A 13,443-nucleotide genomic window follows, 5' to 3' on the forward strand; every position below is an offset into this window, starting at 1 on the left:
ACGCTGTCTCGGCCATGAGCTCGGTGAAATTGAAGTAGCGGTGAAGATGCCGCTTACCCGCAACGGGACGAAAAGACCCCATGAACCTTTACTGCAACTTAACGTTGGCCGTTGGCCAGGAATGTGTAGGATAGGCGGGAGACTATGAAGGAGTGTCGCCAGGCATTTTGGAGTCATTGTTGAAATACCGCCCTTTCCTGTTTGACGGTCTAACGAGTGTATACTCGGACATTGTTTGGTGGGTAGTTTGACTGGGGTGGTCGCCTCCAAAAGAGTAACGGAGGCTTTCCAAGGTTCCCTCACGACGGTCGGCAATCGTCGGAAGAGCGCAATGGCATAAGGGAGCCTGACTGCGAGAGAGACATTTCGAACAGGCACGAAAGTGGGACATAGTGATCCGGTGGTACCGCATGGAAGGGCCATCGCTCAAAGGATAAAAGGTACTCTGGGGATAACAGGCTGATCTCCCCCAAGAGCTCATATCGACGGGGAGGTTTGGCACCTCGATGTCGGCTCGTCACGTCCTGGGGCTGGAGAAGGTCCCAAGGGTTGGGCTGTTCGCCCATTAAAGTGGCACGCGAGCTGGGTTCAGAACGTCGTGAGACAGTTCGGTCTCTATCTGTTGCGGGCGTAGGAAATTTGAGAGGCTCTGACTTTAGTACGAGAGGACCGAGTTGGACACACCTCTGGCGTACCGGTTGTTCCGCCAGGAGCATCGCCGGGTACCTATGTGTGGAGCGGATAAGCGCTGAAAGCATCTAAGCGCGAAACCCACCTCGAGATGAGATTTCCATATAAGGGTTGTTATAGATGATGACGTTGATAGGCTTCAAGTGTACGTGTAGAGATACATTTAGCTGAGAAGTACTAATCGCCCAATAGCTTTTCTTTTACGGTTAGCACTCTAGGAATAGAGTGCTAGCAAAGTTTTTCCTTTTCACTGTCAAATAACTGATTTTTGTTAGTTATTTTGCATTAGTGATTAGATTCGATAATCAAAGACATTAAGATATTGATGGTGTCAATGACGTGGGTGTTCACCTCTTTCCATTCCGAACAGAGCAGTTAAGCCCCACAGTGCTGATGGTACTGGGTTAACCCCCGGGAGAGTAGGTCGACGCCACATTCATTATATATAGAAGGTTAGTTAACACAAGATGTTGACTAACCTTTTTTTGTGGCTATACTTTTTTTATTTTTACAATTAGTTTAAGTAAGATAACAATAGAGAAAATCATGGGTTTTATTGAAAGTGGAATGAAGGGTCTACAACAAAACCAATGAGGTTTAAGAAAGCTTCGGAGAGAGAATTAGAAACGATTAGAAATAAAATGAATCAAGAAAAAAGAAAAGTAATTTTTCAGACCATATTAAAAATAATATTTTCGATTTTAATTGTGACAATATTATTTTTTATAGAAGATATTTTACCTTATTTTCTCGTGTCAATTATTTAATGAAATGATGAATAAAAAAGAACAAATAGATTTAAATTTTAAATTACATGCAGAAGCTTTAGCGAAAGAGTGTAATCTAATGCAAGTCCTGTCAACAGATAATATAAATTATATTGATAGTGGACTTAAAGCAGATACTTTTAACGTTATACATATAGAAACAACAGAATCTATTTCAAAAGAAGAAGTAGAAAGTGTTGTAAACTTTTATGAGAACAGGTTGAGAGAGTCATGTATATGGATAGAAAGTTCTAAGCTAAATACAAAACTTGAAGAAATTTTCTCACAATTGTCTATCGTGAAAAGTGGACTAAATGAAGGTATGTATTTCTCTAATGTAAATGCAATTAAGGAGATTGAACATTGTTCGAATATTTATCAAGTAGATAAAAAGCAGGATATTATTGATCATGCATTTGTAATTGCAAATAACTGGGATCCTTTTGATGTTAATGTACTTCATTATTATGATAGAACATCAAGTGATATTTTAAACAATAAGAAGACTTTATTATTTAATTATATTGAAGATAATGTTGTAGTTGGTGTAATAGAGTTATTTATAGAAAAGGAACATCCAAAAAATGCAGGTATCTATAATTTATCAGTCATGAAGGAGAATAGAAGAAAAGGTATAGGAGAAAAACTAATAAAGCATACAATGCAAGTAGCTAAAAATCTAGGAATTGAGTCATTATTTCTACAAGCGTCTGATGATTCAAAGAACCTTTTTCTAAAAGAAGGATTTGAAATAGATGGAGAATTTATGGAATTCTGTAAAAAATAAAAGCATCTTGAATTTCAAGATGCTTTTAGCTGGAACATAGTCCAACTAGTTTTTTTTTATATAGGTGACTAACCTATGATTCTTTACCCATGTGCAATATAATAAGTATTATATTTAAAACACAAAAAAATGTAATATTTTATACGATATATTACATCTAAAGTAAGATTTGATAAAAATTATTTACAAATGTTAGAAAGTTTACTTTTATCTATATTAAATATTAAAGGTTTTGGGCCAAAATTCTTATTTAGGTTTAAAGACATTATTGTGGAAAAAGAACAAGAATCATCAACAGTTCTAGAAGCAATATCAGCTATATTTGAAGCAACAAATAGAATAAATAAGGTAAGTATTTCAGAAATTGATGCAGGCATTGATAAAGCTGAAAAAATTATAAATAATTGTAATGAACTTTCAATAGAACCAGTTAGCTTTTTAGATGATAGATTTCCCAAAAATATTATTGATCAATCAGAATTATGGCCAATAATTTATTGCGTTGGAAATATAGAATTATTGAATAATTATTCGGTAGGTATAATTGGTACAAAAAATCCTGATGAACATGGAAAAATAATTTCTAATAGAATTGGAGATTTTTGTACTGATTATGAAATTAATCTAATACTACTTCAGCAGAAAGGTATTGTTGAAGAAGTAATGAATACTTTTGATTTTACAAACGTTGAAGTTTTAGCTTCAGGAATTGATTTAAAATATGATCCGTTACATGATATATATACTGATGATATGAAGTGTGTTGTATCTCCATTTCCTCCAGGTGTAATTACAGATGACTATAAATATATAGAAGCATCAAAAGTAGTGGCATGCCTTTCAAATAGAGTAATCTTGATTCAAGATTCTCCATCTGACGATACACGGTTTGTACTTAGCTATTTTTCGAGAATGCCAAGGACTTTAGGTATAATTAAACCAATACAATCTGCATTGAAATACCCTATTAATAGTGGTAATTTATTATTAATTAACGAAGGACGTGAAGGAGTAATAAAATATTGTAGAGCTAAAGATGTTAATGTTGATACAGTTAAATGCACTTTTAAAGAATTACAATCAAAGGCTGATTATCCACAATTTTTTGGAGAAGAAGAATTGCCTTTTTAAACTATAAAAGACTACTTTAAAAGTGGTGTTCATATGAAAAATAAAAGCCATTGATGTTTAGTCAATGGCTTTTATTTTTAAGATTACTATTTTTTAGTTTTCTTGAATATAGAATTTAACAACATCACGTTGTTTATTATCAACTTTATTTCCACTAGCTTGAGAATGTGACTCATAGCGTAATAGTAAACCTTCTTTAGAAATATAAAACTTAGTCCAGATATTCATTATATTAGACATAGAAGTATCGTTATTTCCATCTTGGTTTTTAGAGTAAACATTTGGTATTTTCCTATCCTCTTCTTTAATAGTAACTAAGTAAGATGATAAACCTAGATAAACGACCTCTTCTATTTCAACAGAATTTGTAGGTTCGTTTAAAAGTTCTATTAAATCTCTTCTAATTTTAGATTTGAAGAATGGTAAACCAGAGTAATCTTTGTTTGCATTATGTACTTGCATTTCCCAATCTTTATCAAGATAGTCGATAGCATAAAAGTCGCTTGATGCATGTACTACTCTTCCAGTTAAATTAACATATTCAGAAGACCCGTAAGCAGTTGATATAACATCAACATTATATGGTAGGTAGTCTGAATTGGAATGTTTTAAAGTAGAAAGTACTTTATCTTTTGCTGGTTGGTCTGAAGGAGCAAATAGAATAGAAAATAATACCAATAGTAAGCTAATTTGCATGTCGTCTTATTTTAATTGTCAATATATAAATAAACGACATCAGGAGTTGTTATAATATTTTTGATATCTGATTTATCAAATTTTAACATTAATTAAGCAATTAACTGTTCAATTTCTTCTTTTATGAAATATTTTGATTGGTATTCTCTTATAAATAGGAATAGCTCATCAATATCTAATTCACTTAAAGGTAGAAAGGGGACATTTATAGCAATTGAATAGCCAGTAAAATAAAAGCATATTTTAATTAAATGGTTCTCTTCAGCCACTTCAGCTTTTGATCTTACAGAAATTTTTTTACTGTTTTCAATGGTTACATCATCATCAAAATTTATATTTTTTGAAGATAAATGATTCTTGATTTCGTTAATTCTAGTTCTAAGTTCCATAGCAGTTTTTATTTTGTTTACAATAATTGGTAATGCAAACTTATAGTTAATTCTACTGACATACGTAGAAGAATAATTACAAAAAGGTGGAAAATTATAACAACTCATGAAGTGGCTAATTATTCCCCTTTTTGTTTTATTTTTTACACTAAATAATAACTGATTAATGTAATTTTCTTCGTCCAAATATTCTGTATGCAACACCAATATTAATTGTTCCATACATATCTGTGGGAAAATTGCGGTTAGTCATCATATCAAGTTGATCACTAGATGAAACTCTACCTTGAGCTTCTAAATTTATACTCCATTTATTTGTTAAGCTATAGCGAACGCCGGCACCACCATAAATCACTCCTCCAGCTTTATTGGATGATGTATTTTTTAGATGGTTAGTTGCCGAACCATAAAAAACGCCGACACCCGCCATTAAATAATAATTTATTCTTTGATTTCTTTTTCTATTTCGTGCTCCTAAATCATAAATAAGCATAGGTATAAACTCTATAATATCCGCATTAAAAGCATTTTGATTATAAGTCTCACTATTAGCTCTCATATCTTTTGATCCTAGACCAACATAAGAAAATTGATATCTAAATGATAAATTTTTTGATACCTTTTTTTGCACATAAATATTTATGTTAGGTTGAATATTTCCAAAATCTCCAAAATTACCATATGCTCCCTTGTATTGAGCAGCTCCAATACTACTACCTATTAAAATGTAATCTGTATTTTCAATTAAATTATTAAAGTATTTAGGGTGAGTATATCTTCTTTGGGAAAATCCTATATTAGACACCATAAGTAAAATTGAAAGGAGAAAAATGTTTTTCATAACTTTTGTATATATTTAAAGTACTAAGAAAGGTTATTACGATTCATAGTTTTTTAATGAATTACCTTATATTTTACTAAGTGTTTTTTTTGAGGATATTCCCTAATTAATTTTCTGAGTTTCTATTATTATTATAAATTTGATATAACTCAAAGATGATCAAATCATAAAAGCAGATAATAATTTTGTAATTAATTTACATAATATTACATTGCCTATCGATTTTATAGAGTATATGATTTTTCTTTATAAAATATATTAATCTAACTTATTTTCACTTTCAAAATTCACCAAGTATGAGCGATTACAAATTCGAGACTTTACAATTACATGCAGGTCAAGAAGTAGACCCAACAACAAATTCAAGAGCTGTCCCAATTTATCAAACAACATCATACGTATTTAATGATGCAGAGCATGCTGCAAACCTTTTTGGACTAAAAGAATTCGGTAATATTTATACTCGAATAATGAATCCTACAACGGATGTATTTGAGAAAAGAATAGCTGCTTTGGAAGGTGGAGTAGGTGCTGTTGCAACAGCTTCAGGTCAATCTGCTCAATTTTTAGCACTAACTAATATTTTAGAAAATGGAGACAACTTCGTTTCATCTTCTTTTTTGTATGGCGGAACTTATAATCAGTTTAAAGTTCAATTCAAAAGATTAGGTATAACGGCTAAGTTTGCAGAAGGCGGTAATCCTGAAGATTATGCTGCACAAATAGATGAAAATACAAAAGCAATTTATTTAGAGACTATTGGAAATCCTGAATTAAATATTCCAGATTTTGAAAAAATAGCAGAAGTTGCAAAAGCACATAAAATACCTTTAGTGGTAGATAACACTTTTGGTGCAGGAGGATATATTTTTCAGCCTTTAAAACATGGGGCTAATATTGTTACTGCTTCAGCAACAAAATGGATAGGTGGACATGGTACTTCTATAGGTGGAGTTATTGTTGATGGTGGTAACTTTAATTGGTCAAATGGTAAATTCCCTATGTTTACAGAGCCATCAGAAGGTTATCATGGTTTAAAATTTTGGGATGTTTTTGGCGAAGGAAATCCACTAGGATTACCAAATGTTGCTTTCTCAATTAGAGCAAGAGTTGAGGGGTTAAGAGACTATGGCCCAGCAATAAGTCCTTTTAATTCATTCCAATTATTACAAGGTCTTGAAACATTATCTTTAAGAATGGAAAGAATTGTTTTTAATGCACAAACATTAGCAGAAAAACTTGAAGCTCATGAATTAGTTGAAAAAGTAAATTACCCAGGTCTTAAATCAAGTAAATATTATGATCTTGCTCAGAAATATTTAACCAACGGAGCTGGAGGAGTATTTAGCTTTGAAGTAAAAGGAGGATATGAAGCTGCTAAAACTTTTGTGAGTTCTTTAAATTTGATCTCTCATTTAGCAAATGTTGGTGATGCCAAGACATTAGCAATTCATCCGTCGTCCACCACGCATGAACAACTAAGTGCGGAAGAGCAATTAGCGAGTGGTGTGACACCTGGAATGGTTAGAATCTCTGCAGGGTTTGAGCATATAGATGATATCTTTGGAGATATTGAACAAGCATTACAAAAAACACAGATTCCAGTTACAGAATAAATATAATTATAAAATAAGAAGCCGATATTCAACTTTATGAATATCGGCTTCTTATTTTTACTAGAAAAATATGTTTATTTTAATCTCTTCTTACACCAAAAAGTGAATCTAAGAATGTTAAAACTGTAGAATATACAAAGCTGAAAATCAATGACATCATAAGACCACCGGTAGAAAAACCATCAATTAATTCTCCAGACCAATAAAACATAAGGGCATTAATTACTAATAAGAATAAACCAAGTGTAAAAACAGTAATTGGTAATGTTAATATTGTAAGTATAGGTTTAACAATTGCATTCATGAAACCAATAGCCAAGGCAGCCCAAATAGCAGTGGTATAATCTGTAACTAAAACACCAGATGTTGGAGCAATCCATTCAAAGAAGCCTGCACAAGCCCAAACAGCAATGGCCGAAACTAACATTCTAACAATAAAATCTTTCATTTTTTTTGAGAGTTATAAGTATTACTAATTAATTATTTTTTTCGCTTTGATCTCTGAGAAGTGAAAATCATTATTTGGGACATCAAATTTTAATGCAGTAATGTTTCTATTATTATCCATTTCAAAACTAACAGTACCTAAAGTATACCATGGACTTTCAAAATTCCATAATAGCTCAAAAGTATCATAATGCCAAAGAGAAAGGGTTGCATTTAAGTTTCTTTGATGTTCAAATTCAATCTTCAGCTTGCCGTCATTTATACGTACCGTTATATTTCCATTCAATTCTGAGTAATAAATACCTTCATATTCATTTAACTTTTTAGAAGGTTTAGTACCTTTTTTGTGATGAGCAATAATATCCTCAATTCTTGTATCATTATCATAGCGTTCATTAGATTTTTCTAAGTATATTTTAGAATAGTCTAATTCTTTCAACTTCAAGAACGTATCTATTGTATAATTTGTTGCAGCACCAATTGGACTTTTTAAACCATTAGTAAGTACTACCACACCTAATTTTTGATCAGGAATAAGAGTAATGGCCGTTATCATGCCGTCATAGCCTCCTGTATGACTTACCATCATATTTCCATAATAATCTTTAACACCCCAACCTAAGGCATATCCAGAGAAATGTGTATTGACTGACGCTTGTGTTAAATCTGAAGTATAGTTATTATGCAACTTCCATAATTGATTACGTGAGGCCGCTGTCAATAATGTATCTGATTGAATAACTCCATTATCAATATTAAATATCATCCATTTTGATAAATCTTTGACAGAAGATATCAATCCACCGGTTGCTGCTATTTCCTCCCAATTTGTCCACTCCATTGGAACATTTTTTTTATTTTTAATTAATTTATGAGGAGTAGCAAAATTTCCCATTTCTTCAAGTTTAGTTAAAGAATAAATAGTACGGTCCATACCCAATGGATCTAAAATCCTTTGTTGTACATTTTCACCCCAAGATTTGCCTGTTACTTCTTTAATTAATTGACCAGCAGTGATGTACATAAGGTTTGAATAACCAAATCCGTCTCTAAGTTCAAAAGCGAGTGGAATATATTGTATTCTTTTTATTAGTTCTTTTGAGGTAAAATTAGATTGATACCACATAATATCTCCACTAAAGGTGCCAAGACCTACTCTATGTGATAACATATCTTCAATAGTAACTAATTGAGATAAATAGGGGTCATTAATAGCAAAATAAGGAAGGTGATCAACAACTTTATCACCCCAATTTAGTTTGCCTTCTTGAACTAACATTGCAATAATTGCTGAAGTGAAAGCTTTTGAGTTTGATGCTATTGCATATAAAGTGTGCTCATCTGGAGTATCTTGTTTGCCAATTTCTTTTGTACCGTAACCTTTAGAGAAGATTAATTTGCCATCTTTGACAATACCCACCGTCATACTAGGTATTTCCCAATCATTGATAATTTTAGTGTAATATTTATCTAACTTTTTTAATTCTTTATTATATGACTTTTGAGCTATAACAAAGAATGTAATAAATTGAAAAACGATGGAGATTAATAAAGTCTTTTTTATCATATTGAAAAATAAGTAATAGATTAAACTATTTTATTTATGAGCTATAAATATATAATAAATACTACTCTTATTATCGTATTTTAGAATCATTTTAATTAGAGTACTTTTTTATTGAAAAACAGTTCTTACGTAAGGTTTTTCAATAACAAAGTAAATTACACGGGTGATTTACCTATTAAGGGTGGTTGTTAATAAATATTAATTGTGCTATGTTTGTGCTATATTACTTAATTTAACATATTTTTATACTAATGTATAACAAACTATTACCCTTGTTGCTTATTCTCATTAGCAGCAGTTTGTGCTTTGCCCAGAGAGTACATGAAGAAGAATACGAAAACAGAATTGCTATTGGTATCAGTGGAGGTACAAATGGTGGGGGTATTGATGTATCTAGAAACATCAATAAACATTTTAATGGATCGTTGGGATTAAATTATTTTAAAATTAATGATTTTACAAGACAAGTTTCAGTTGATGGCAAGCAGCTAAAATCAACCGTAAATGTTGAAATGGTTAATATTGATTTAAGGATAGAATATCTACCTTTTGTTAATAGTAGTTTTAAAGTTGTAGCTGGTTTAGCATACATGACAAGTAATGGCGTTCGCGTGATAGGTCAGTATGCCAATGATGTAACTTTGGGAGAGATGACAATCGAATCTGAAGATATTGGTGAAATCCGTTTTGACGCAGAATGGAAACAAATTACACCATATTTTGGAATCGGTCTAGGAAGAGCTGTTCCTAAAAATAGAATCGGATTTGGCTTTGATATAGGAACATATTATATCGGTAAGCCTAATGTACAATTTACAGGAACTAGTATGCTTTCTGAGATGAATTCTCAAGAAGAGCAATTAGCTAAAAACATGGAAGATTATAATTGGTTTCCTGTTTTTAAATTAAGATTAGCCGTAAGAATAAATTAAGACTACTGATATGAACAAATTAATACTATCTACTGTAACGTTATTACTTTCGTTATTATTACTTCAAAATTGTAAAAATCCATTAGAAGGAATTGATGTCACTTTACAATCTACAACATCAACACACTTTGGATTAATCGAGATTTCTGATACTACTACACTTGATATCGGTCAAGAAAATCTTACTGTAGAAATATTAGGAGACGATACAGAATATTTATACAATGAAGCTGGAGGAAAAGAATTTCAGGCAACAAATGGTTTGTTATCTTTTACTGTCGATCCAGATTACACATTTGCTAAACCTTTAACTTTTACTGTTTTAGTAACAGGTGATAATTATTTAGAGAAACAAGTTCCAGTAACTGTAACAATGGATGATACCGTAAGTTACACTAAAGTGGAAATGGAAAGGTTAGAGGATGTCACGGGTGGAGAAGAAGTTGTAGAAGATAATTTTGATCTTTCTTCGGGAGCTAGAATGAATAGTACAGCATTTTTCAGTTCTTCACGTTCGTTTTGGAATAATAGTAGTCTATCTGTAGACGTAAAAGTACCTGCTAGTTCTGCATACCGTGATTTTTATAACAATAATTACAATGCTTCATCAATGTATATCGGCTTAGGTGCGTATGATTATGAAAGTTATAATTATAGAGGTTATTCTTACAAAATGCATATTCCTGCTTTAATCAGAAATTTACAGGGTGATCTAGAGAATGATCAGGGAATTTATATGTCTCAGTTTGTTTATTTATATATGTATGCAAACTCTAATGGTTACAAAAGAGTATATTCTACTTCTGAATCTTTTACAGTTACAACAACATTAAACCCAAGTACAATTAACCAAGAGACAGGTAGTACTATTAAAGCTGGCGATAATATCAAAGTTTTTAGAATGGGTAATACAAATAACTATTTTGATTGGTATGTAAGAGAAGTGGAAGATAATGCTACAATACAAGAAAGATCGGACGGTAGCTTATATATCACTTTTAATTCGAATTACTCATCGTACTTTTGGATAGGTTATAAGAAGCAAGTTTGTAAAGCGTATAATTACTCTACTACACCAGTAACATATAGAAGCCGTTACAATAACCGTGAGTACAGATATTATCCTGCTCAAAGAAATGAAAACTTTGGTAGTATTAAATTTTCTACATCAAATTCTTATAATAATTCACATATCGTTGGTGCTCGTGTTACAATGACTTACCCTGATGGTACAAAACAATATGTTTATAACACATGGGGTTTTAGATTATATAATAATAGTAGAATTAGACCATGGTTTAGCGTTGGTGAGGCAAGTATGCAATTAGAAATCTATGAGCGTTATAATCCTAATAATGTATACTATACGTCAAGTAAATTTGATTTATGTAATGGGGATGTTACGTTTGATGTAGAATCAATACTAAGTAAATTACCAAATTATCAAACGGTTACTATTGACTATCAAGGTAAATGTGGTAGTACAGTAATTAAACCAACAGTTCCTCTTTGGGTAGAGCATTCTAATAGTTCAGGAAGAAGATATTACCAATACTATTATGTTAGAAATGGAAAGGTAACTTTATATAGTATGGAAGTAGGAAAAACATATCCTTTCCATACCGTTTATAATAACAAATGGTATACTGAAGATGTAACTATTGAAAGTACATTAATGGAAAATGATAATTATGAAGTACCTCAGAGATTCTGTGATATGATTAATTAATCAATCTTTCAAATCATCAAAACACTCAAGGTTTACTATCTTGGGTGTTTTTTTTTATTTACTTATCAGTTTACATCCCCATTTTCTTATACAATGCTTCCATCTTTTGTGTGTGTGCTTTAAATTCGACTACTTTTTCTTTTCTTATTTTTAGAAGGTCACTTCTTTTTAAAGTAACTTCCATACCTTCTTCAGGCCCTATTCCACAGGCAAGTTTTTGTTCACCGTTAATTTCAACTAAGCAAGAATTACAGGTGCCAAATTTCCGCATGGTTTTATAGCAAGGAGCTACAATACTTAATTTTTGTCTCCTAAAAACATCAACTAGCGTTTTGTCTCTTGGTGCAACTTCTACTGCATTCCCATCAACAATTATTTTCATATAATTAATTTTATACAGATTCTAAAACAGAATAATAGTAAATATTGTTGGTATTGATAAGAGATCAAATTTTATTTCAAAAAATCACTTACCTTTCTTCTTTCAATTTTTCATTAGATGTTTTAAACATAGAATGCTATTCAATTTTAATCATTATAAAGCCTTTATTTTATTACTTTTTTTCGTTTTATTTTTTTCAGAAACTAAAGCTCAAAGTAAAACACCTGCAAATCGATTTTTACAGAGAGGTGATACGTTGGCTCCTATAGAATTACGGGATTTAAAAAATAAACCTTTTACTACGCCAGGAATTGGTGAAAAAGTTTTACTAATCTTTTATCCTGACCCGGACAATCCTCATCAGAATGATTATTTTGTAGAGCAAAGTAAACAATGGAAATTTCCTTTAGATGAATTTTTGGCTTATGGAATTGTTAATTTGAAAGATACACCTTATCCAAATCCAGTGATCAGGTTTATGTTGAGAATGCTACGTAAACGTTCTAAAAGAGAAGCAAATGCATTAGTTTTAACCGACCCTAAAGGAACTTTACAAAAGGAATGGAATACAGGAGATTGTAATAATGCAATTACAATATTAGTAGTTGATAAAACTGGAGAAGTCCTCTTTTTTAAAGCAGGAAAACTAGACGAACAAGAAACAGCATTTGTGATTAAAGAAATTTGTGATCACCTAACTACAGCACATAAGATGACACCTGAGGAAATGAAGGAATTTGAATTGGACGAATAAACTTAATAATCGGTAATACCTTTTAATTACCGTAATACTTACACCAATTCTTTTTTATCTTTGAAATGTATTTTATCTAACAATTTATAATTAGGGTTTATGAGGCGGTTTATCGCTTATATTAATATAGTATTCATAGGGTTAGTTTTTAGTAACCATGCTATCGGACAAAAATTGAACGATAAGGATGTTTTACAAAAAGGTGATGTAATTTCTGCAATCGAGGTTAGAGATTTAAAAAATAAGCCTGTTATGACTCCCTTTATAGGAGAAAAAGTTGTAATGATTTTCTATGCAGATCCTGATACACCAAAAGCAAATGAGTATTTTGTAGAAAAAGTGAAACAATGGAAATTTCCTAATGATACGTTTTTAGCTTATGGTATTGTCAATTTAAAAGATACATTCTATCCAAACAGTTTTGTTCGCTTTTTAATTCGAACTATCCGTAAAAGGTCTAAAAGAGAAGCAGGAGCAACAATCTTAACCGACCCTGAAGGAATTGTACAAAAAGAATGGAACACGGGAGATTCTAACAATACAATAGGTGTTTTAGTAGTAGATAAAACTGGAGAAGTACTTTTTTGGAAAGGTGGAGAACTTTCTAAACAAGAAACGGAAGAAGTAATTAATTTATTAGTAGACCGATTACCACAAGCTAAAAAATTGACAGAAGAAGATCTTCGCCAATTTGATTTAGAGTAATAACCTAAAT

General features: G+C 31.5%; 13 protein-coding genes and 2 rRNA genes (1 of these 15 cut by a window edge). 9 read left to right on the forward strand and 6 right to left on the reverse strand.

Going from position 1 to position 13,443, the window contains the following annotated elements; genetic code table 11:
* The 4 genes from KM029_RS23625 to KM029_RS23640 all read left to right on the forward strand — a co-directional run.
* Positions 1 to 891, forward strand: a 23S ribosomal RNA gene (locus KM029_RS23625); it begins 1,986 nt to the left of the window's first position.
* Between the two features lie 123 nt (positions 892 to 1,014).
* Positions 1,015 to 1,126 (forward strand): 5S ribosomal RNA (gene rrf, locus KM029_RS23630).
* Between the two features lie 335 nt (positions 1,127 to 1,461).
* On the forward strand, positions 1,462 to 2,244 hold the full coding sequence (locus KM029_RS23635; protein WP_144076271.1) for a GNAT family N-acetyltransferase: 783 nt from the start codon (positions 1,462 to 1,464) through the stop codon (positions 2,242 to 2,244).
* Between the two features lie 189 nt (positions 2,245 to 2,433).
* Positions 2,434 to 3,375: a DNA-processing protein DprA gene (locus KM029_RS23640; RefSeq protein WP_144076272.1), complete on the forward strand. Its 942-nt coding sequence runs from the start codon at positions 2,434 to 2,436 to the stop codon at positions 3,373 to 3,375.
* 93 nt (positions 3,376 to 3,468) lie between these two features.
* Here KM029_RS23640 and KM029_RS23645 read toward each other — a convergent pair whose 3' ends face one another.
* The 3 genes from KM029_RS23645 to KM029_RS23655 all read right to left on the reverse strand — a co-directional run bounded on the left by KM029_RS23645 (position 3,469) and on the right by KM029_RS23655 (position 5,301).
* Positions 3,469 to 4,071 (reverse strand): hypothetical protein, encoded by a 603-nt coding sequence (locus KM029_RS23645; protein WP_144076273.1) that lies wholly within the window; start codon positions 4,069 to 4,071, stop codon positions 3,469 to 3,471.
* A gap of 92 nt (positions 4,072 to 4,163) precedes the next feature.
* Complete coding sequence (locus KM029_RS23650) at positions 4,164 to 4,460, reverse strand: hypothetical protein (protein WP_144076274.1); 297 nt, start codon at positions 4,458 to 4,460, stop codon at positions 4,164 to 4,166.
* 163 nt (positions 4,461 to 4,623) lie between these two features.
* Positions 4,624 to 5,301, reverse strand: coding sequence for an outer membrane beta-barrel protein (locus KM029_RS23655; protein WP_144076275.1), 678 nt, complete (start codon positions 5,299 to 5,301; stop codon positions 4,624 to 4,626).
* Between the two features lie 296 nt (positions 5,302 to 5,597).
* Here KM029_RS23655 and KM029_RS23660 point away from each other — a divergent pair, with 296 nt between their 5' ends.
* Positions 5,598 to 6,917, forward strand: coding sequence for an O-acetylhomoserine aminocarboxypropyltransferase/cysteine synthase family protein (locus KM029_RS23660; RefSeq protein ID WP_144076276.1), 1,320 nt, complete (start codon positions 5,598 to 5,600; stop codon positions 6,915 to 6,917).
* 79 nt (positions 6,918 to 6,996) lie between these two features.
* On the opposite strand, the gene KM029_RS23665 is transcribed toward KM029_RS23660, so the two are convergent.
* Positions 6,997 to 7,365: a phage holin family protein gene (locus KM029_RS23665; protein WP_144076277.1), complete on the reverse strand. Its 369-nt coding sequence runs from the start codon at positions 7,363 to 7,365 to the stop codon at positions 6,997 to 6,999.
* A gap of 24 nt (positions 7,366 to 7,389) precedes the next feature.
* Positions 7,390 to 8,931, reverse strand: a complete 1,542-nt coding sequence (locus tag KM029_RS23670; RefSeq protein WP_205125523.1) for a serine hydrolase — start codon at positions 8,929 to 8,931, stop codon at positions 7,390 to 7,392.
* 251 nt (positions 8,932 to 9,182) lie between these two features.
* Between KM029_RS23670 and KM029_RS23675 the strand changes: the two genes are divergently transcribed.
* Both KM029_RS23675 and KM029_RS23680 read left to right on the forward strand, forming a co-directional pair.
* On the forward strand, positions 9,183 to 9,863 hold the full coding sequence (locus KM029_RS23675; protein ID WP_144076278.1) for a hypothetical protein: 681 nt from the start codon (positions 9,183 to 9,185) through the stop codon (positions 9,861 to 9,863).
* A 10-nt stretch (positions 9,864 to 9,873) separates the two neighbouring features.
* Positions 9,874 to 11,592: a hypothetical protein gene (locus KM029_RS23680; protein WP_144076279.1), complete on the forward strand. Its 1,719-nt coding sequence runs from the start codon at positions 9,874 to 9,876 to the stop codon at positions 11,590 to 11,592.
* Positions 11,593 to 11,662: 70 nt separating this feature from the next.
* Here KM029_RS23680 and KM029_RS23685 read toward each other — a convergent pair whose 3' ends face one another.
* Entirely contained in the window at positions 11,663 to 11,974 is a 312-nt protein-coding gene (locus KM029_RS23685; RefSeq protein ID WP_144076280.1) for a 2Fe-2S iron-sulfur cluster-binding protein, read from the reverse strand.
* A gap of 133 nt (positions 11,975 to 12,107) precedes the next feature.
* Here KM029_RS23685 and KM029_RS23690 point away from each other — a divergent pair, with 133 nt between their 5' ends.
* Together KM029_RS23690 and KM029_RS23695 are read left to right on the forward strand one after the other, a co-directional pair.
* Positions 12,108 to 12,728, forward strand: a complete 621-nt coding sequence (locus KM029_RS23690) for a YtfJ family protein (protein WP_144076281.1) — start codon at positions 12,108 to 12,110, stop codon at positions 12,726 to 12,728.
* A 99-nt stretch (positions 12,729 to 12,827) separates the two neighbouring features.
* Positions 12,828 to 13,433 (forward strand): YtfJ family protein, encoded by a 606-nt coding sequence (locus KM029_RS23695; protein WP_144076282.1) that lies wholly within the window; start codon positions 12,828 to 12,830, stop codon positions 13,431 to 13,433.
* The last annotated feature ends 10 nt before the right edge of the window (positions 13,434 to 13,443 follow it).

The sequence above is a fragment of the Flammeovirga kamogawensis genome, from assembly GCF_018736065.1.
GTDB classification, from domain to species: Bacteria; Bacteroidota; Bacteroidia; order Cytophagales; family Flammeovirgaceae; genus Flammeovirga; species Flammeovirga kamogawensis.

What these genes read in the sequence shown, in the direction of transcription:
- KM029_RS23635 (WP_144076271.1), top strand. Translation starts at nt 1,462, where the DNA reads ATGATGAATAAAAAAGAACAAATAGATTTAAATTTTAAATTACATGCA.
- KM029_RS23640 (WP_144076272.1), top strand. Translation starts at nt 2,434, where the DNA reads ATGTTAGAAAGTTTACTTTTATCTATATTAAATATTAAAGGTTTTGGG.
- KM029_RS23645 (WP_144076273.1), bottom strand. Translation starts at nt 4,071, where the DNA reads ATGCAAATTAGCTTACTATTGGTATTATTTTCTATTCTATTTGCTCCT.
- KM029_RS23650 (WP_144076274.1), bottom strand. Translation starts at nt 4,460, where the DNA reads ATGGAACTTAGAACTAGAATTAACGAAATCAAGAATCATTTATCTTCA.
- KM029_RS23655 (WP_144076275.1), bottom strand. Translation starts at nt 5,301, where the DNA reads ATGAAAAACATTTTTCTCCTTTCAATTTTACTTATGGTGTCTAATATA.
- KM029_RS23660 (WP_144076276.1), top strand. Translation starts at nt 5,598, where the DNA reads ATGAGCGATTACAAATTCGAGACTTTACAATTACATGCAGGTCAAGAA.
- KM029_RS23665 (WP_144076277.1), bottom strand. Translation starts at nt 7,365, where the DNA reads ATGAAAGATTTTATTGTTAGAATGTTAGTTTCGGCCATTGCTGTTTGG.
- KM029_RS23670 (WP_205125523.1), bottom strand. Translation starts at nt 8,931, where the DNA reads ATGATAAAAAAGACTTTATTAATCTCCATCGTTTTTCAATTTATTACA.
- KM029_RS23675 (WP_144076278.1), top strand. Translation starts at nt 9,183, where the DNA reads ATGTATAACAAACTATTACCCTTGTTGCTTATTCTCATTAGCAGCAGT.
- KM029_RS23680 (WP_144076279.1), top strand. Translation starts at nt 9,874, where the DNA reads ATGAACAAATTAATACTATCTACTGTAACGTTATTACTTTCGTTATTA.
- KM029_RS23685 (WP_144076280.1), bottom strand. Translation starts at nt 11,974, where the DNA reads ATGAAAATAATTGTTGATGGGAATGCAGTAGAAGTTGCACCAAGAGAC.
- KM029_RS23690 (WP_144076281.1), top strand. Translation starts at nt 12,108, where the DNA reads ATGCTATTCAATTTTAATCATTATAAAGCCTTTATTTTATTACTTTTT.
- KM029_RS23695 (WP_144076282.1), top strand. Translation starts at nt 12,828, where the DNA reads ATGAGGCGGTTTATCGCTTATATTAATATAGTATTCATAGGGTTAGTT.